We start from the raw sequence: 18,806 nt of genomic DNA on the forward strand, positions 1-18,806 counted from the left end.
TCTTTCCTGGTGTCTATGGCGCGGTGGAACCACACTGATCCCTTCCCGAACTCAGAGGTGAAACGCTGCAGCGGCCACGATAGTTGAGGGGTAGCCCTCCGCAAAAATAGCTCGATGCCAGGTTTAATATTATACGACAAAACACCCCTTGGGGGGGTGTTTTGTTTATACAGATTAACTGCTCATCTCCAGCATCCGTTGTATTGGTCGCAGCGCAGCCTGGCGGATATCCTCTGACATGGTGATTTCGGGAGTACGATTTTTCATCGCTAAATATAATTTTTCCAAAGTATTTAACCGCATAAATGGACATTCGTTACAAGCACAGTTGTTCAATGGCGGGGCAGGAATAAAGTGCTTTTCCGGGGAAAGTTTCTGCATTTGGTGAATAATACCCGGCTCTGTAGCCACTATAAATTCTTTTGTAGGGCTGTTTTGACAATATGTGAGTAAGGCGGCTGTTGAGCCGATGAAACTTGCGTGGCGCAATACGCTAGTTTCACATTCTGGGTGAGCGATCGCCTCAGCTTGTGGGTGTGTAATTTTCAACTCCACAATCTTCTTCTCAGAAAATGTTTCATGAACAATACAGCTCCCGTCCCATAGCAACAAATCTCGTCCGGTTTGTTCCATCACATACCGTCCCAAATTCCGATCCGGAGCAAAAATAATCGGCTGTGTTGGTGGTATTTGTTGCACAATCTTGACAGCGTTGGAACTGGTGCAGATAATGTCACTCATGGACTTAATGTCGGCAGAGCAGTTGATGTATGAAACCACTAGATGATCTGGATGTGCTGCTTTAAAAGCTGCAAAAGCTTCTGGTGGACAACTATCTGCTAAAGAACAACCGGCATTTAAATCTGGTAAAAGCACTAACTTATCAGGGTTAAGTATCTTTGCTGTCTCCGCCATAAAGTGAACACCAGCAAAGACAATCACATCTGCATTTGTCTGGGCTGCAGCTTTGGCTAATTGCAAGGAATCCCCAATAAAGTCGGCGATATCCTGAATATCCGGTTCTTGATAGTAATGAGCCAGGATCACTGCATTGAGTTCCTTTTTTAGACTCTCAATGGCAGTAAATAAATCTAGTGGTAGTTCACCCGTTTGGGTTTTGTTTTTTTGAGGTAGTGCGGTGGTAAACACAGTTAGGAGTTGCCTTAAGTTCCACGTTTTTGTTCTGTGGATTCAATTATAGTAGTTTTTACCAAAAATAGTATGGGGTCGATATCCCCTCTGTTCTGTGCAAATCCGGCGGAGTTTCATATGCTGGATATAGACGGCAAGGAAAGTGGCATGACCAGTCAGAAAACCAAATCAATAACCCTAAAAATTGCTGTAGTTGGAGATGTTCACGACCAATGGGAAGTAGAAGATGGCATTGCACTCAAGTACTTAGGTGTTGACTTGGTGCTGTTTGTGGGCGATTTTGGCAATGAATCGGTGGATGTGGTCAAAGCGATAGCCTCCCTGGATATTCCCAAAGCAGCAGTGATGGGAAACCACGATGCCTGGTATACTGCCACGGAATGGGGACGGCGGAAATGTCCATATGACCGTTCTAAGTCAGATTGGGTACAAGAACAACTCGATTTATTAGGACCTGCCCACGTAGGTTACAGTCTGCTGGATTTTCCCACCTGGAATTTAACTGTGGTGGGAGGTCGTCCTTTTACCTGGGGTGGACCAGAGTGGAAATTTGCGGACATCCTGCAACAACGGTATGGTGTGACGAGTATGGAGGAATCCACTGACCTGATTGTTAAAGCCGCAAACAGCGCCGCTCATGACACGATTATTTTTCTGGGACACAATGGACCTAGTGGTTTAGGCGATCGACCCGAAGACCCCTGCGGTAAGGACTGGCATCCCATCGGTGGTGACTTTGGCGACCCAGACCTGGGCGCGGCGATTTCTCAGGCTCTCACGTCCGGTAAAAAAATTCCTCTGGTGACGTTTGGTCATATGCACCGCACCCTCAGACATACAAAAACAGTCCAGCGCAAAGCTGTATTTAAAAGTCCAGAGGGAATCATTTACCTAAACGCAGCAAATGTACCCAGGATTTTGGAAAATCAGGGGCAAAGGCTGCGCAATTTTTCCATTGTCTCCCTAGAAGCCGGTGAGGTCTCCCAAGTCTCCTTAGTCTGGGTAGGCTATGATTTCCAGGTGACTGTAGAGGAAATTCTCTTTGACATCTCCCCTGGTTAAAACACAGGGGATTTTAAACTCATGTTGCTACGCAGGCCCAAGCCGTGCTACGCAACGTTTACAATATGATTTGCTTAATCACTTAAATAAATCAACTCGTCTTGGGAGTGTCAAAGCTCCCCTACTCACCTTGGTCTAATGTGATACTTAGCTGTGTGGCTACTTAATGGCTGCATATGAACCTGTTTTTCACCATATTTGTGGATCCTTTTTTTATTTTAACCGCACAAAAATGCTTTGTTAATACCTCTTAAAACCTTTTTGTTAAGGATACCACAGGATAAATCCTGTTGAGTCGCGTTTCATCCCTACGCTTTACCGTAGGGGTTCTCACGCTCCCACTATGTTTTGATAGGCGATCGACCAGGATGCCAAAGATATTTTTCTTTAGTAGTGCCATCTGTGTAGATGATCAGATATACTATGATATGTGGGCTTGTTAATATTTAGCAAAGGCGCTATAATTCTATATTGTCCTATGTTTATTATAAGTTCGACAGTTTTATTGGAGAGGTGGCAGAGTGGTCGATTGCGTCCGACTTGAAATCGGATGAGGCTAAAACCTCCGGGAGTTCGAATCTCCCCCTCTCCGTTTGCAAATATATTAATTACCCGGTTTTATAAACCGGGTAAGCTTAAGCCAAGACGCAAAAGCGCAAATAATTGCCGTGAAACTATGCCCCTATTCCGCAGATTTCTTACTAGCTCGATTAGCACGCGCTTCGGCTGAAGCCATTACTTCATCAAAATTCTCCAAGATTTCACCAGGGAAATTTTCTAAAATTCTTGTAGAAAGAGCCACACGACCTTTACCTTCATCTAAGTCAATAATTACAGCCTTAATTGTTTGACCAATTTGAAAGACCTTTTCTAGAGAGTCAATGAATTTTTGGCTGACTTGCTTAATATGTAGCAAACCACTCAGACCATCTAAATCTACAAATACTCCAAAAGGTTTAATACCAGTAACTTTACCTTCTACTAGCTCATTTAGTTCTAATAAGCTGAAGTTGCTAGAACGAGTAGCCAAACGTTGGGAAAGTATAAGTTTTTTAGTGTCAGGATTAATTTCTAAAAAACTCACGGTCAAACTTTGGCCTTTTAGCGCTTCTAGATTATCACGTTCGGCTAAGTGCGATCGCGGAATAAACCCTCGCAAGGAAAGCAGGTCAACAGTAACACCACCTTTATTCACACCCGTGACCCTGACTTGCACCGTTTGACCGCCTTCGTGCATTTCGGCGAGTCGTTCCCAGATTTGCCGAATTTCCAACTGTTTTCGGGAAAGGGTGACTTGACCTTCTGCATCCTGATCTCGAATAATCAAAAACTCTAGTTCCTCATGCAATGGCAGCACCTCCGATAAATCGGTCACTGCTCTCAAAGAAGCCTCATCACGGGGGAGAAAAGCGGATGATTTGCCACCAATATCTACATAGGCTCCATTAGGGTCAAGTTGAAATACTTTCCCGCTGACAACTTGTCCCTTTTGAAACTGGTAGTCGTGTACTTCTAGTGCTTTGGCAAAATCGTCCATAGTAAAAGACGAATTGGCTAGTTGAGAAAGTTTCGATTCGGAGTTCATGACGATTAAAGATAAATTATTATTTGATGTGATGCCACTGGAGTTGTACTAAACCCCTAACAAGTTCCGAGCTAGTAGGAGTGTTAGGTAATTATGGCATGATTATTTGGTAGGGAAAACAACCTAAAATAGCTTGAATAGTCCCCAATCCAGGGACTTTCCCCTGCTTTTGTCTCTAGGCTCCTAACACACTGCCAAAAAGTTGTTTCACCTGCTCCCAAGCATCACCTGCGGCTTTAGGATTATAGCTGGCGCGATGGTTACAGAAAAATCCGTGTTCAGATCCATCGTAGCGAAACACTCGATGAGAAATTTTATATTTTTCTAATTCTGCGGCAATTTCATCGACCTCTGCTGCGGGGATGCTGACATCTTCCAAGCCAAAAAAAGTATATATTGTGCCTCGGATATCCGGGGTACGGGTGATGGTAGGAGCGCCACCGCCAGGGGTGCGAGTAGTAATACCAGCACCATAAAAGGAAGCAGTAGCTTTAATATCTGGTAGGGTAGCAGCAAGATAAGCCACATGACCACCAAAACAAAAGCCAATACAGCCAAAGCTATCGGGTTTCAGGTGGGGCAGGGTCTTGAGATAGTCAATGGCTGATTGAATATCACGCAATAACTCTGATGCTTGAGTCTGTTTCCAAGCATATTTTCTGCCAATTTCAATATCCTCTGCGGTGTAGCCTGTTTCAAAATCAGGGGCTTGACGTTGAAAAAGTGCCGGGGCGATCGCCACATATCCTTGTTGAGCAATTCGTTCTGTAACTTCCCGAATGTGAACATTGACCCCAAAAATCTCTTGTAATACCACAACACCAGAATAAGAACCAGGTGCTTGTGGCTGTGCTAAATAAGCGGATATTTGTAGATTATCTTGCGAAATCTTCAACTTTGCTGTCTGTATAATTTTTTCTTCCATAAAAATTTCTACCTGTGTTGTGTAATTAAGTATTTAATGATTTGATATCAATATGCCAGTAAATGTAGCTATTTCCCAAGAAAATTATCAATTAGCAAAAATTGCGGGAAAAAATTTTCCCTCGAAAAAATAAATGTGTACATAACATCTTTAATACTAATCGATACACTCGGTTAGTTGCCTTTACTAATATTAATAGGTTTGGTCATGATTAAATTCCGTATTCAGCCAGACAGTGAAATACCCCCTTCCAGTCAGCTATTTAATCAAATTCAGTTTGTCATCGCCTCCCGACAATATCCACCTGGATATAAATTGCCGAGCACAAGAGCGTTAGCAATGCAAACTGGGTTACACCGTAATACCATTAGCAAAGTTTACCGGCAGTTGGAAGAGGACGGTTTTGTAGAAAGTATAGCTGGTTCGGGAATTTATGTGCGGAGTCAAGGTCATGAATACGGTAGCAAGCTGCAATACCCATTCATCAGAAAAGAAACTGAAGATGGGTATAAACTAGTGCAAAAAGCACTGGATGAGATGTTATCTCAAGGCTATTCACTGCATCAAGCGCGGGAGATATTTTTAGGTGAAATTGATTGGCGCTTAAGTTGTAGCGCCCAAGTATTGGTTGCAGTTCCCTCCCATGATATAGGTGTCGGGGAATTGATGGTATATGAATTAAAAATATCTCTAAAGATACCTGTACAGTTGGTAGCGATAGAAGAATTAACGGCCTTGTTAGATAAAACTACTTCGGCTACAGTGGTCACAAATCGTTATTTTATCAGCGATGTAGAGGCCATCGCCGCCCTAAAAGGCGTACGTGTGATTCCCCTGGATATCTACGACTACAGCAAAGAACTGGAACTACTCAAAAGCTTACCGAAGGAGAATTGTGTAGGTATAGTGAGTCTGAGTTCCGGGATTGTTCGTGCTGCACAAGCAATTCTTCATGGTTTACGAGGCGATGAACTATTAATCATGACTTCCCAGCCAAAAGATGCTTATCAAATCAGAGCCATTGTCAAGCGGGCGGAAGTAATTATCAGCGATCAAGCCAGTTTCCCAACAGTACAGGCCGCACTACAAGCATCACTAGAAGAGATTATTCGTCCACCCAAACTGATTAAAGTGGAAAATTATATTGGGGCTACATCGATTAATTTGTTAAAACGTGAACTGGGACTTTAGCCACATAGCCTTTCCCAATATGAAATTTATCTGTGTTTATCTGTGGTTTAACTTTATGGCTACGCCACGCCAGCTATTGGTATACCTGACTCACCTGTAAAAACTCGTCTAATATTTGTAAGTAAGTTGAAGCATCTTCTAACATAGGAAAATGGGATGTATTAGGAATAATAGTAAACTTAATATTTTCACTCCCTGATGCGGCCTGACGACCCATTTGCGCCGGAATAATTTGGTCATACTCACCAGCCACCAGCAAAACTGGTACTTGCACCTTGGCAAACTCTTGGGGCATTAAATCCGCTTGCGCTTTACTAACTGAGGTATAAATTGTACCTAAAGCTGCATCATAGTCTGCTTGCAGAAAATCTTGCAAAAAAGCCTGACGTTCGGAACTAGCAATTGGGCTATGCAAGAATCTAGCCATAAATATTCGGTCAACTAATGGTATTTTACTTAGCCACTTAGGACGAAATTTGACTACATAACCACCAAATTTATGAAAAGCCGTAAAGGCTTTTTCATCGTACCGAAAAACACCACTACAGGTTAAAATAGCTCGTTCTACTCGTTGGGGATAGCGGTTAATAAACAATGTTGCAATAGATGCACCCATGGAATGAGAGTTAATATAAACGCGTTGGAGTTGCAACTCATCTAGTAAAGTTGCTAAATCCTCAGCATAGTCTTCTAATTCATAGCTTAACTCTTTGATTGCTACTGATTTGTCTGGGTTTGACTGGGAGGTTAGAACAGATGCACCGGATTCGACTATATTAGGTTTTCCGCGAGAACGACCAAAACCCCGCAGATCGTAGAGTAAACAATCAAATTGGTCTGCTAAAGCATCAGCCGTACTTTTCCAGTACCTCGCTGACCCCCCCCAACCATGAATAAAAACCATTACTGGCTTTACCGAAGAACCCGATGGTTTTTTCACCCACTCATAGTAATGCTCAACACGACGAACACAAATATAAGGCATTTTTCCAGAGTCGAAAATCAAAAGTCAAAAGTCAAAAGTCAAAAGTCAAAGACCAGTGACCAGTGACTAATGATACCTACGCTGATTCTGGCTTAGGTAGGGAATAAGGATGTACTATTAATTCAGCTGTTGAGCGCTTCTCTACCATTTCCTTAGTAATCATGCACCGAGTGACATCCTCGCGGGATGGTAATTCGTACATGACATCAAGCATTAGTTCTTCCACAATACCCCGCAAGGCTCTAGCGCCCGTTTTCCTGCGGTAGGCTTCTTGAGCGATCGCCCGCAAAGCATCCTGTTTAAAATCTAATTGAACGTTATCCATGTTGAGCAGCTTCTGGTACTGTTTGACCAAAGCACTGCGTGGTTGGGTGAGAATTGCCATCAGCGCTTCTTCATCCAAAGGATCTACTACAGCTACCATTGGTACTCGTCCGATAAATTCGGGAATCATACCAAACTTAACTAAGTCATCGGGTTCGAGATGGCGCAGAGTATCAGCAACCCGCTTTTCTTTGGACTGACTGTCCCCCGGTTGGACAAAACCCATTGACTTTTTACCCACTCTCTGATCTACTACCTTCTCTAAACCCACGAAGGCACCACCACACACAAAGAGAATATTGCTCGTATCAATCTGGATACAATCTTGATAAGGATGCTTACGACCTCCTTGAGGTGGCACATTGGCGATTGTTCCCTCTAACATTTTCAGCAAAGCTTGCTGAACGCCTTCACCGGAAACATCGCGGGTAATGGAAGGATTTTCACTCTTGCGAGCTACTTTATCTATCTCGTCAATGTAGATAATTCCTCGCTGGGCTTCCTCCACATCCAAATCTGCCACTTGTAACAGTCGCAGCAGAATATTTTCTACATCCTCACCAACATAACCTGCTTCTGTGAGTGTCGTGGCATCAGCCACAGCAAAGGGTACATCCAAGATTGTGGCTAAGGTTTGAGCCAAAAGGGTTTTGCCACAACCAGTTGGACCAATTAACAAAATATTGGACTTTTGCAGTTCTACAGCATCGTCTGCGCCATTTTTACCTTTCGATTGAATGACTGCCAGCCGTTTGTAGTGGTTATAAACTGCCACAGACAGAACTTTTTTGGCCTCGTCTTGACCGATAACGTGTTCGTCTAGATAATTTTTAATTTCTCTAGGCTTGGGAATTTGGTTAAATGAGAGATTAGAAGAGCGGGCACGACGTTTTGGAGGTGTTTCTGACCTTGGTGCTGGTTGTGACGCAGCCGTATTCGTGTCCAGTAGCTCTTCGTCTAGGATTTCATTACACAAGTCAACGCATTCATCGCAGATGTAGACTCCCGGACCTGCGATTAATTTACGAACCTGCTCTTGAGACTTGCCACAAAAAGAACATTTTAAATGGGAGTCGTACTTAGACATACCAGCCTCTTATTTCAGAATGGTGACGTTTGCCCCGGCGGTGGGAATATTTTGTCTGGAGATGACTTGATCAATCAAACCGTAGTTTTTTGCTTCTTCTGCCGACATAAAAAAGTCGCGTTCGGTATCTGCCTCAAGTCTTTCTAGAGGCTGACCAGTATGATGACCGAGTAACTGATTCAACTTAGCCTTCACATAAAGAATTTCTCGCGCTTGAATCTCAATATCAATGGCTTGACCTTGAGCCCCACCCAGTGGTTGGTGAATCATGATGCGAGAGTCAGGTAAAGACATCCGTTTACCAGCAGAACCGGCGGCCAACAGGAAAGCCCCCATACTTGCGGCTAATCCAAAACATATAGTAACAACATCCGGGCGTATTTGTTGTATTGTATCATAAATTGCCATCCCCGCGTAGACCGAACCACCGGGGGAATTGATATACAACTGAATATCTTTCTCCGAATCTTCCGCGTCTAAGAACAGCAATTGAGCAACAATGGAATTAGCAACAGCATCATCTATGGGAGTACCCAAGAATATAATCCGCTCTCGCAGCAAGCGGGAGTAAATGTCAAAAGCACGTTCTCCCATGCCAGACTGTTCTACCACCATCGGTACAATGTTGCTGGGTCGGCTCAAGTGAGAGCTAATTTTGATTGTGCTTAAACTATGGATGGAATGATTTCCCGACTGGGATAGAAGCATATAAGAATAATTGAGAATTAAGTTAGGAGGGGTTTGCTGGCAGTTATTGCCGCCTTGTGAACTGATGCAGTTTTATTTGAGCTATTTGTTAACCATTATGCCTCATATATATAGCTGTGGGTAAACACCCCACCCACGCTAATTTTCAGGCAATATTTCCCTCACAGAGGTGATTAATCACTCTGCGACAAGGAAGTACCGAGTAGGAAAGATTGTTACTCAGCACTTTCTTGTACAGACACGATAATTCGCGTCTGTACACCAATTATATTGATTCTGTACTAGCAGAGGTGCTTTGTTCCTCGCCCTGATCTACAGGTGTCTCTAACTCGCCGGAAATTTCTGCTGCTGAACTCAGAGATCCTTCAGGAACAAGTTCCACTGATGAGTGTTGTAGAAGCCAATCGACTATTTTTTCAGTTAACAGTTCGTTTTCCACCACTGAGCGCATTCTTTGGGCGTCAACTTCTTGGTCTGCGTACTGTTCCATCACTTCAGCCACTCTGGTTTCCACTTCTTCAGGCGTGACCTCGATAGATTCCCGTTTACCTACTTCCAGTAATCCCAAAGACTGTTTCAGACGTTGAATGGCTTCATCGCGCGATCGCTCCCGTAATTGGGGTATGATTTCTTGGGTAAACAGCTGTCTCACATCTAATCCTTGCTGAGAAAGCCGCATTGCAGTTTGTGTTAGCATCGCGTCTATTTCCTTATCAATCAAGGTTTGTGGTAGGTCAACCTCCACGTACTTCAACATTTCTGCCAACAAAGCTTGCTGCTGGTTGGATTTAGTTTTTTCCTCAGCCTCTTTTTGATATCGTGCTTCTAAAGAAGCACGCAGTTCATCCAAGCTCTCAAATTCACTAACTTCCTGAGCGAAGTCATCGTTTAATTCTGGTAGTTCTTTTTCCTTCAGTTCTTTAAGTGTAACTGTGAAAATTGCTGCTTTTCCGGCTAAATCTTCGTTTGCGTAAGGATCTGGGAACTGAGCAGCAATTTCTCTGGTTTCTCCCGGATTCATCCCCACCATCCCTGATACAAAGCCGGGGATAAATTTATCTTCTTGCAATTCCAGTTGAAAATCTGTGGCCTCGGCTCCCGGAATTGCTGTCGGTTCGGTTGTTTCCTCTTCGCCTTCACCTTTGGCCAGCACACCTTTAAAATCAACCACAGCCACATCACCAATTTGAGATCCACGTCCTTCCACAGGGATCAGCGTCGCCAACTGTTCCCTTTCCTTTTCTATGACTTCATCAACTCGACTGGATTGGTATTTGATTTCCTCCGCTTTAGCTGTTAAACCGGTATACTGTAGCAGATTAACCTCTGGTTCTACATCTACAGCCGCTAAAAAGGTTAGGGGTTTTCCTGGTTCATAATTACTAATCAATTCCTCAAAAGAAGTCCGCAGTTGTGGTTGTCCAATTGCGGGTATTTCTTCCTGTTTGAGTGCCTTTTCCACGCCATCTTGAAGTATTTCTTCGAGGGCTGCTGCTTTAATACGAGTTATACCCAGCCGTTGTAGCAATATTGGCCGCGGTACTTTACCTTTACGAAACCCAGGAATACTTGTACTACTGGCTAAGTTTTTAATTACCTGTTCATAAGTTTGCTTAGTAATTTCTGGCGTAATCTCGATTTCCAAGCCGATTTGGCTGGCGGGAAGTTTTTCCTGGGTAACTTTCATGCTTCGTCTCTGTATTTATTTCTGATTTTTTTGTCTCCCAGTTGGCACTTGATGCGATTTACCGCTTCTGTGGCTTGATTGCTCTTGCCCTGGGAATGGGGGGAACCCACAAGTTACTCAAAATCCCATATTATTATATGGATGAGTCTTTTCAGTAGATATCCAGTTTACTGCTCATGGCAAAGGACTTGACAATTTATTGCCATAAGTTTAACTATGGAAACTCGCAGTTATGCAAGAACTTTAGCAGTTCTTGTTTTTTCAAATACTGTGATATCTTGTTTCTCAAGTTGTATCTTATGCTAGGAATGGTTCTACTGTTGGTTCTGTGTACCTTGTGGGGCTGAAAGTGACTGTTACCTAAACAGGAAGCTACATTTTTAACTGTGCTGGTTGCAGTCAATCTGAATCATAGTACACCCATCGTGATTCGCAACCCACTTGACAATCTCGATAGTTGTTCGGTTAAAAACTGTCAGCATTACACCATGATCAAGTGTAGACACTCCTTTTCTTGTACTGGACATGAGGTTGTTGTATAATATTATTATATAATTTTCGGGATAAGTGGAGGAATTGAGCAGCAATAGTAGTTAAATTAAATGTCTTTAACTTCATGTCACCTATAAAATCAATGCACTTTTTGCCGAAAAATCCCATAGAATTAAAAAAAATATTCAAAATAGACCATCACTATTTAGAGACTTAAGTATAAAATATCATCTGTTTAAAAAACAATACAGAGAATCTGGGAAAGGAGAAAGCCGATTTGTCAAAATCATATAGTGTAGCTATTTTGGGAGCAACTGGTGCTGTGGGCACAGAGTTGCTGGAATTACTAGAAAGCCGGAACTTTCCAGTGGGGGAGTTGAAGCTATTGGCATCAGAGCGCAGTGTAGGGCGATCGCTGCGGTTTAAAGGTGAGGATTTACCGGTAGAATTAGTGAGCGATCGCACCTTGGAAAATCTGGACTTAGTTCTAGCCAGTGCTGGGGGTTCTACATCAAAAACTTGGGCAGCAGTGGCTGTGGAAAAAGGTGCGGTAGTAATAGATAATTCCAGCGCCTTTCGGATGAACCCGGAAATTCCCTTGGTCGTACCAGAGGTGAATCCCCTAGCGGCAGCTAACCACAAAGGTATTATCGCCAATCCCAACTGCACAACAATTTTGATGACAGTGGCAATTTGGCCTCTGCATCAAATTAACCCTATTAAACGGATTGTAGTCTCAACCTATCAATCAGCCAGCGGTGCAGGTGCCAAGGCCATGGCAGAAGTCAAAACCCAAGCTAGCGCTATACTACAAGGACAGCAACCGGTGACGGAAGTTTTGCCTTACCCATTGGCGTTTAACTTATTTCCACATAACTCAGCTTTAAACAATTTGGGTTACTGTGAGGAAGAAATGAAAATGGTCAACGAAACCCGCAAGATTTTTAACGACCAACAAATTAGAATTACTGCTACTTGTATTCGGGTTCCTGTACTACGCGCCCATTCCGAAGCAATTAATTTAGAATTTGAAAATCCATTTAGTCCAGATACAGCCAGGGAAATTTTAAGTCACTCTCCTGGGGTAAAATTAATCGAAGATTGGGAAAAGAATTACTTTCCCATGCCCATGGAAGCCACATCTCAGGACGATGTTCTAGTGGGGAGAATTCGTCAGGATATTTCTCACCCTTGCGGATTGGAACTTTGGCTTTCTGGTGACCAAATCCGTAAAGGGGCGGCGTTAAATGCAGTCCAAATTGCCGAATTATTAGTAGAAAAAAATCTACTAAAATCTGCAAAAAGATAGGTTTATACTGAATAATAGCAATGGAATTTCAGTTATTTTTGGGTAGAAAAATCAAGATGAGTGAATTACCCTTGAAACAAGTTCAGCAATAGGTTATTAAAATAGAGAACCACCAAGAGATAAAAAAATAAAAGGCTAATTAGGAGTGAAACAGGGTGGGAGAATTTGGCAGAGTTTTAACCGCTATGATTACGCCGTTCAAGGCAGACGGCAGTGTCAACTATGATGTAGCCTCAAAACTAGCAGCACATCTAGCTAACAACGGTACAGATACATTAATAGTATGTGGCACAACGGGTGAATCCCCTACCCTAAGCTGGGAAGAGGAATACCAGTTGTTTGTGGAAGTATTGCAAGCTGTGAGTGGAAAAGCCAAGGTGATAGCAGGATGTGGTTCTAATTCCACAAAAGAAGCGATCGCCGCCACCCAAAAAGCTGCTACAATAGGGGTGCATGGTTCATTACAGGTTGTACCTTATTACAACAAACCACCACAATCGGGTCTCTACCAGCACTTTCAAGCCATCGCCCAAGCTTGTCCAGAACTGCCAATACTGTTATATAATGTTCCTGGGCGTACTGGTCAAAATCTGAGTCCAGATACAGTTGCTAAGTTAGCGGAAATTGATAATATTGTTGGTATCAAAGAAGCTAGTGGCAATTTAGACCAGGCGAGTGAAATCCGCCGGTTGACACCAAAAGAATTTGACATTTACTCTGGAGATGATTCCCTAACCCTGCCATTGTTAGCAATTGGAGCTACAGGCGTTGTGAGTGTAGCTTCTCATCTGGTAGGCAATCAACTACAAGAGATGATCCAAGCTTTTAGTGTGGGAAAAATCGCCAGTGCTAATGAAACTCATCTACAACTATTTCCATTGTTTAAAGCTTTATTTTTAACTACAAATCCCATTCCAATTAAACAAGCATTGAAACTTCAAGGTTGGGATGTCGGTTCAACTCGTCTACCCCTGTGGGAAGCTGACTCAGATGTTACTGATAAGTTAAGAGCAGTGCTGGAAGAACTTAATTTAACTAGATAGTAACTTATTGAATGCTTACTAACTTGAGTGAGAGTAATTTTAACTGGTTTACCAGAGAAATTACTCCGCTAAGACTGTCATAGATATCTGATTTTGTAGATGTAAAAGTGTAGAGGCCCACCGCACAGTAGAGAGATTAGATAAAAGTTATATATGTAAAATGCTTTTTTTTATAACAGGAATAAATGAAAAATCTCACGCAAAATATAGCTGCTTTCAGATAGGAAGCTGGTATTTGATTTCATAACAAGATTGCTGAATTTGAATTTATTAACTCTGAAGAAAAACAACAACAATCCAAGGAAAATAATGGTAAACAACGAAACTAAATCTGCCCTCAAAATTATTCCATTGGGCGGATTACATGAGATTGGGAAAAATACTTGCGTTTTTGAGTATGAGGACGAAATTATTCTTTTAGATGCGGGATTAGCCTTTCCGACCAAAGGAATGCTAGGGGTAAATATTGTCCTACCAGATACAACCTATCTACGGGAGAATCGCCAGAAAATTAAAGGTATGATCGTCACCCACGGTCATGAAGACCATATAGGCGGTATTGCCTTCCACCTCAAGCAATTTGATATCCCGGTAATCTATGGTCCTAGACTAGCAATGGCAATGCTAGAGGGTAAACTAGAAGAAGCAGGGGTACGCGATCGCACCGATTTAAGAGCAGTTAGACCCCGGGATGTGGTGCGCATTGGTCAACATTTCTTCGTGGAATATATTCGCAATACCCACTCCATTGCCGACAGCTTTACAGTGGCTATTCATACCCCTTTAGGTGTGGTCATCCACACGGGAGACTTTAAAATCGACCATACACCTGTAGACGGCGAAAACTTTGACTTGCAAAGGCTAGCAGAACACGGTGAACAGGGTGTACTTTGCTTACTGAGTGATTCAACTAACGCAGAAGTACCAGGATATACCCCTTCAGAACGCTCTGTTTATCCCAACCTTGACCGGGAATTTGGTAAAGCTACCGGGCGGTTATTTGTCACTACCTTTGCTTCCAGTGTGCATCGGATCAACATAATTTTACAGTTGGCGCAGAAGCATAAGCGGGTGGTATCAGTTGTTGGTCGCTCCATGCTGAATTTGATTGCTCATGCTCGCAATCTGGGTTACATCAAGTGTGATGATAGTCTGTTCCAGCCATTGCATGCAGTTCGCAATTTGCCCGATGAAAAAGTCTTGATTTTGACAACTGGCTCACAGGGTGAAACCATGGCAGCCATGACCCGCATTGCCAACAAAGAACACTCCCAAATCAAAATCCGCCCAGGGGACACAGTAATATTCTCTGCTAACCCCATTCCTGGCAATACGATCGCGGTGGTCAACACCATCGATAAATTGATGATTCAAGGGGCAAACGTGGTATATGGACGGGACAAGGGTATTCACGTTTCTGGTCACGCCTGTCAAGAAGAACAAAAACTGATGATTGCCTTAACTCGTCCCAAGTTCTTTGTACCATTTCACGGTGAACATAGAATGCTGGTTAAGCACTCGGAAACCGCTCAGAGTATGGGTATTCCTGCCGACAACATGGTAATTATCCAAAATGGCAACATTGTGGAATTAACACAAGATTCTATCCGTGTGGCGGGTACAGTCAGATGTGGTATAGAACTTGTGGATACTACTAGTTCTGGAATGGTGAGCGCTCAAGTTCTCCAAGAACGACAACGTATGTCAGAAGAAGGTATTGTCACCATCGCCACCGCCATTGATTGGAACGGCCAGCTCCTGGCTAAACCAGAAACTCATCTGCGGGGTGTAGTAACTAATGTAGAGCGATCGCTTGTGCAAAAATGGGTACAACAGCGCATTGAAGAAATGCTCAGTGTGCGCTGGTCAGAATTTGCCCAAGTTCGTGAAGGGGAAAGACCCGAAGTAGACTGGGGTGGATTGCAAGGGATGCTAGAGCGAGAGTTGCAACGCTCTATCCGTCGAGAACTACAATGTCAACCAACAGTAACTTTGTTGATGCAAATTCCCGAAGAACCACCTGTCAAGGTTGCTGATGGTAGAAGACGGCGGACTCGCCCCACAGCCCAGGTAGCATCCTAATCATCGCGCCGCACCGGGGTTGAAGATTTGAGAACCCCTGACTTTGACGAGTCGGGGGTTTTTTGGTTCTTCTTAACTAATGATAATAATAGGACTTACGCAAGATTGGACTAAAAACCTGGTTCTGATGTAGGGGTGATTCATGAATTACCCCTACTTTCGTTCTGTTTTGCGTAAGTCCTGAGACATTTAAACGCGGCGATGAATTTAAAACAAGAAGCGGTCAGATTGACCGTGTTAGCCTGTGGACTTCCGTTCATAGTTATCACGTAAGTCATTCTATGGAGCAGATCGGACAAAAGTACTATTTTGGTTTACCAAAGATATTCCCAGCCTTTTTTATGTTAAGTTTTATAAAAGTTACACTAAACCCTGTCTAATGACAGATGGCTTTATTAAAATTTAAAGTATGTCAAGTTATGAATAAGATTGCATGATCACACTACCGATATAGCGACAATTACGATTAACTTGACGTAGTCATAAGTTGGATTATGGCCTAAGTGGCTAGTGTAACGCCCGATTGTGACTTAGTCAGAGAATAATTCCTCCGGCAAAAATCATTGCTACGTTGTATATATTCATCAGTAAGGTGAATAACCTCATTAATATAGAGGATTAACCATGAAGGTATTTGATAATACCACAAAGAAGTTTTTGTTAACAAGCTGGGTATCTTTTAATCAAGGCGATACTAACAAAGCTCCTATAAGTCAGTTACAAGATTCAACTTCCCAGTCTAACCGTGATCTCCTCCAACCCCTGCGCCATTGGGTAGATAGCATTCCAGTTAATAATCGCCAACGATCTCATCTGTTGTGTAAACTGATTCCGGCTCAATGTCCCTTTGAGCGCGATATCAAATTATTTGGTAAAACCCTGTTTCACATTCCGCCCATGTGTAAACTCAATCCTTTATACGAGGAACTCGTGGGTTTACGTTTCCGCGCTCTGTGCTACCTTGCTGACGAATGTGGCGAGGATGTGTCGCAATACTGCTAATACTCAATGCTTTGTTCTTCAGTGAAAAGTTAAGAGTTGGGGGTTAATCCTTAATTCCTAACTCTTTTTAATTCTTCTGGGTAGCCCGCCATTTTTGGATGGCTTCTTGAGCATCTTCGTAAGTTCCTGTCATCTCTGGGACTAAAGTAGCGGTTTCAATTGCTGCTTCGATATTACCTTGCTCTGCTCGAGTCTTCGCCAGTGCCAAAATTTGTGTACTCCATTCATTGATGGATTTTTGGGCGCGATCAAATCCTGGTTGACCTGGTGGTACTCTTTTAGCGACTTCAATGGCACGATTATATGATGATGCTTGTCCCGGTCTAATTAACGCCTCAGCTGCATCTATAACAATATTATTACTTAAATATTGTTTAGCTTCTAACTGCCATTGGGTAATTGCCAGTTGTGCTTGAGAATAAAGGTCTTGGTCAAGAGTAATTAATTGGGCTGCAGCAATGGCACTTGTATATTCTTTTTTTTCGGCACGACCCTCTGCTAACTCTAGGATCATGCGACTCCAAACTTGAATATTCTCCTGAGCTTGTTTGTAGAGTGGTTCACCTGGTTGAATTGCCTTAGCATTGGCGATCGCTTTGCTCAGATCACTGGCTTGGTTTGCGATCAGAGACATTCTTGATAATTCTGAAACTGCTTGACTGCGCTTTTTAGACTCAGAATTAGAGGAAACTTGGGCATTAGATGGGGTTTGTTGTCTCGGAGTTAATGGTGGTGTTTCAGAGGCAGAAGAATGATTTTGTTCAACTGTTCCGGTGGGAGGTGATGAAGGTGATATTTCTGTAGTCTGTTTGACTTGCAAATATCTTACTTGATTGCGGAGAATAACTATAGAAATCAAAGCGACAACCAGCATAGTACCGCCTCCCCAAAATAAAAACTGTTTCCATAGCGGGGGATCTGTCTGATTATCGGGTAATGGCGAGTCATCGGCTTGAGGTACATGAGGAATGAAGCTCTCCCCTCTGGTAGTTGGGGTGTTCTGTTGGTTGAGATACTGCCCCTGCTGTGAGCCTGGGACTTGTGATTCCGATAATTTGCCAATATCTGGTATAAAGTTCGGCAAATTCACAGAGGGTGATTGACTACCCAGGGTAGTTTCCACACCTAGATATTCTCCCCACATAGTCACGTTTTGCGTCTTGGGTAAATTGGGGGGGGTTGTTGCACCCAGAGCAGGCGCTGTGACGGACACGGCAAAGCTTTCCTCCGGAAAAATAACTGGTTCGGCTTTAACTGGTTCCTTGTGGCTTTGCATCTCAAACTGCGGTAATATCGCTTCTGGGTGAGATGGAAATATCGTTACCGGGGTTTGGACAGGTCGCCAATAGTGTTGACATAATTCTGGGGTAAGAACACTTAAATAGCTGTCTAGATCGGCTAAGTGAGTGGCATTACCAGAACGCAAAGCTTCTAATAATGCGGCTGTGAAGAACCCATGACCCAGTTCGCTACTTTCATGGGAGAATTCATCACATTGGCAAGAAAGAATGGCCGCAATTTGTAGTTCTTTAGCCAGTTCTATGGTTTCTGCTCCCACGGGGCTATTTGCTTGGGTGCCAAAAGCACGATTGATGTCCAGCAGCAGCACTGTATTAACTTCAGCCAATTGCAGACTTTGCATCAGCGATCGCAATTCTATGCCAGTTTCTGCCACCAATTCCGGATTTCCTTCCACTGGCATTAAGTAATCTTTGCCCTTGTAACTCACCCCATAACCGCTAAAGAATAACCACAGATGATCTTGTGGTTGCCAACAACCCGCGGTCAAATCCTCCAACAACAGCAGAATATTCTGCTTAGTGGGATAGGTCGATATATCCCCAATGGGAGGCGAGGACTGTGTCATCAATAAACAGCGCTGCTGTAGTAACCCTCCCTCTTCAACCAAAAAACTATTTAACACCTCGGCATCTGCTTGAGCGCAACGTAAGGGTTGAAAGAACTGATATTGATTGATGCCAATTGTGATCGCCCAGTAATTTGCCATCCCGCTCTTTGTAGGTTATTGATTCTTGTATTGCCTAAAATTGCGCTCGGCTTTGCTGAAAAAACAAAGCTAACCTATGTTTTATACTGTTTGCAGAATCTGATCCAGTAACTGAAATATAAGCATTTTTTATGCTATCATGATTAAATTATGATATTTATTAA

At 43.0% G+C, this 18,806-nt stretch carries 14 protein-coding genes, 1 tRNA gene and 1 rRNA gene; 8 read left to right on the forward strand and 8 right to left on the reverse strand.

Translation table 11 applies throughout. The features are described from left to right. The first annotated feature begins 5 nt into the window (after positions 1 to 5). A 5S ribosomal RNA gene (gene rrf / locus NWP21_RS00980) occupies positions 6 to 123 on the forward strand. A gap of 51 nt (positions 124 to 174) precedes the next feature. On the opposite strand, the gene nadA is transcribed toward rrf, so the two are convergent. Beyond that, on the reverse strand, positions 175 to 1,149 hold the full coding sequence (gene nadA, locus NWP21_RS00985) for a quinolinate synthase NadA (RefSeq protein WP_280791279.1): 975 nt from the start codon (positions 1,147 to 1,149) through the stop codon (positions 175 to 177). A 150-nt stretch (positions 1,150 to 1,299) separates the two neighbouring features. Between nadA and NWP21_RS00990 the strand changes: the two genes are divergently transcribed. After that, positions 1,300 to 2,214, forward strand: a complete 915-nt coding sequence (locus NWP21_RS00990; RefSeq protein ID WP_280791331.1) for a TIGR04168 family protein — start codon at positions 1,300 to 1,302, stop codon at positions 2,212 to 2,214. A gap of 507 nt (positions 2,215 to 2,721) precedes the next feature. Continuing rightward, positions 2,722 to 2,806, forward strand: a tRNA-Ser gene (locus tag NWP21_RS00995). Positions 2,807 to 2,896: 90 nt separating this feature from the next. Here NWP21_RS00995 and NWP21_RS01000 read toward each other — a convergent pair. Together NWP21_RS01000 and NWP21_RS01005 are read right to left on the reverse strand one after the other, a co-directional pair. Then, the gene (locus NWP21_RS01000; RefSeq protein WP_280791280.1) at positions 2,897 to 3,799 is read right to left on the reverse strand and encodes a S1 RNA-binding domain-containing protein; all 903 of its coding nucleotides are present in this window, start codon (positions 3,797 to 3,799) and stop codon (positions 2,897 to 2,899) included. Between the two features lie 175 nt (positions 3,800 to 3,974). Further along, positions 3,975 to 4,724 carry a dienelactone hydrolase family protein gene (locus NWP21_RS01005; RefSeq protein WP_271732307.1) on the reverse strand — a complete coding sequence of 250 codons (750 nt, stop codon included), beginning with the start codon at positions 4,722 to 4,724 and terminating at the stop codon, positions 3,975 to 3,977. 207 nt (positions 4,725 to 4,931) lie between these two features. On the opposite strand from NWP21_RS01005, the gene NWP21_RS01010 reads away from it, so the two are divergent. Next, on the forward strand, positions 4,932 to 5,915 hold the full coding sequence (locus tag NWP21_RS01010) for a GntR family transcriptional regulator (protein WP_280791281.1): 984 nt from the start codon (positions 4,932 to 4,934) through the stop codon (positions 5,913 to 5,915). A gap of 73 nt (positions 5,916 to 5,988) precedes the next feature. Here the strand turns inward: NWP21_RS01010 and NWP21_RS01015 are convergent, their stop codons facing one another. The 4 genes from NWP21_RS01015 to tig form a co-directional block, all read right to left on the reverse strand. Next, on the reverse strand, positions 5,989 to 6,900 hold the full coding sequence (locus NWP21_RS01015) for an alpha/beta hydrolase (protein ID WP_280791282.1): 912 nt from the start codon (positions 6,898 to 6,900) through the stop codon (positions 5,989 to 5,991). Between the two features lie 76 nt (positions 6,901 to 6,976). Next, the gene (clpX, locus tag NWP21_RS01020; RefSeq protein ID WP_280791283.1) at positions 6,977 to 8,311 is read right to left on the reverse strand and encodes an ATP-dependent protease ATP-binding subunit ClpX; all 1,335 of its coding nucleotides are present in this window, start codon (positions 8,309 to 8,311) and stop codon (positions 6,977 to 6,979) included. A 9-nt stretch (positions 8,312 to 8,320) separates the two neighbouring features. Further along, positions 8,321 to 9,019: an ATP-dependent Clp endopeptidase proteolytic subunit ClpP gene (clpP, locus tag NWP21_RS01025; RefSeq protein ID WP_280791284.1), complete on the reverse strand. Its 699-nt coding sequence runs from the start codon at positions 9,017 to 9,019 to the stop codon at positions 8,321 to 8,323. A gap of 265 nt (positions 9,020 to 9,284) precedes the next feature. Next, positions 9,285 to 10,706, reverse strand: coding sequence for a trigger factor (gene tig, locus NWP21_RS01030; protein WP_271732300.1), 1,422 nt, complete (start codon positions 10,704 to 10,706; stop codon positions 9,285 to 9,287). Positions 10,707 to 11,475: 769 nt separating this feature from the next. Here tig and NWP21_RS01035 point away from each other — a divergent pair. The 4 genes from NWP21_RS01035 (at position 11,476) to NWP21_RS01050 (ending at position 16,634) form a co-directional block, all read left to right on the forward strand. Further along, entirely contained in the window at positions 11,476 to 12,507 is a 1,032-nt protein-coding gene (locus NWP21_RS01035) for an aspartate-semialdehyde dehydrogenase (protein ID WP_280791285.1), read from the forward strand. Between the two features lie 155 nt (positions 12,508 to 12,662). Next, positions 12,663 to 13,550, forward strand: coding sequence for a 4-hydroxy-tetrahydrodipicolinate synthase (gene dapA, locus NWP21_RS01040; RefSeq protein ID WP_271732296.1), 888 nt, complete (start codon positions 12,663 to 12,665; stop codon positions 13,548 to 13,550). Positions 13,551 to 13,859: 309 nt separating this feature from the next. Further along, positions 13,860 to 15,632, forward strand: coding sequence for a ribonuclease J (locus tag NWP21_RS01045; RefSeq protein ID WP_280791286.1), 1,773 nt, complete (start codon positions 13,860 to 13,862; stop codon positions 15,630 to 15,632). Positions 15,633 to 16,256: 624 nt separating this feature from the next. After that, on the forward strand, positions 16,257 to 16,634 hold the full coding sequence (locus NWP21_RS01050) for a Mo-dependent nitrogenase C-terminal domain-containing protein (protein WP_271732293.1): 378 nt from the start codon (positions 16,257 to 16,259) through the stop codon (positions 16,632 to 16,634). Positions 16,635 to 16,701: 67 nt separating this feature from the next. On the opposite strand, the gene NWP21_RS01055 is transcribed toward NWP21_RS01050, so the two are convergent. Continuing rightward, a complete protein-coding gene (locus tag NWP21_RS01055) occupies positions 16,702 to 18,642 on the reverse strand; it encodes a caspase family protein (RefSeq protein WP_280791287.1) in 1,941 nt (646 codons plus the stop codon). Between the last annotated feature and the right edge of the window lie 164 nt (positions 18,643 to 18,806).

The sequence above is a fragment of the Anabaenopsis sp. FSS-46 genome, from assembly GCF_029891665.1.
Taxonomy (GTDB): Bacteria; Cyanobacteriota; Cyanobacteriia; order Cyanobacteriales; family Nostocaceae; genus Anabaenopsis; species Anabaenopsis arnoldii.

Coding starts and splice junctions, on each gene's coding strand:
- NWP21_RS01055 (WP_280791287.1), bottom strand. CDS start 18,642: ATGGCAAATTACTGGGCGATCACAATTGGCATCAATCAATATCAGTTC.
- NWP21_RS01045 (WP_280791286.1), top strand. CDS start 13,860: ATGGTAAACAACGAAACTAAATCTGCCCTCAAAATTATTCCATTGGGC.
- clpX (WP_280791283.1), bottom strand. CDS start 8,311: ATGTCTAAGTACGACTCCCATTTAAAATGTTCTTTTTGTGGCAAGTCT.
- NWP21_RS01050 (WP_271732293.1), top strand. CDS start 16,257: ATGAAGGTATTTGATAATACCACAAAGAAGTTTTTGTTAACAAGCTGG.
- NWP21_RS01000 (WP_280791280.1), bottom strand. CDS start 3,799: ATGAACTCCGAATCGAAACTTTCTCAACTAGCCAATTCGTCTTTTACT.
- tig (WP_271732300.1), bottom strand. CDS start 10,706: ATGAAAGTTACCCAGGAAAAACTTCCCGCCAGCCAAATCGGCTTGGAA.
- NWP21_RS01015 (WP_280791282.1), bottom strand. CDS start 6,900: ATGCCTTATATTTGTGTTCGTCGTGTTGAGCATTACTATGAGTGGGTG.
- NWP21_RS00990 (WP_280791331.1), top strand. CDS start 1,300: ATGACCAGTCAGAAAACCAAATCAATAACCCTAAAAATTGCTGTAGTT.
- clpP (WP_280791284.1), bottom strand. CDS start 9,019: ATGCTTCTATCCCAGTCGGGAAATCATTCCATCCATAGTTTAAGCACA.
- NWP21_RS01010 (WP_280791281.1), top strand. CDS start 4,932: ATGATTAAATTCCGTATTCAGCCAGACAGTGAAATACCCCCTTCCAGT.
- NWP21_RS01005 (WP_271732307.1), bottom strand. CDS start 4,724: ATGGAAGAAAAAATTATACAGACAGCAAAGTTGAAGATTTCGCAAGAT.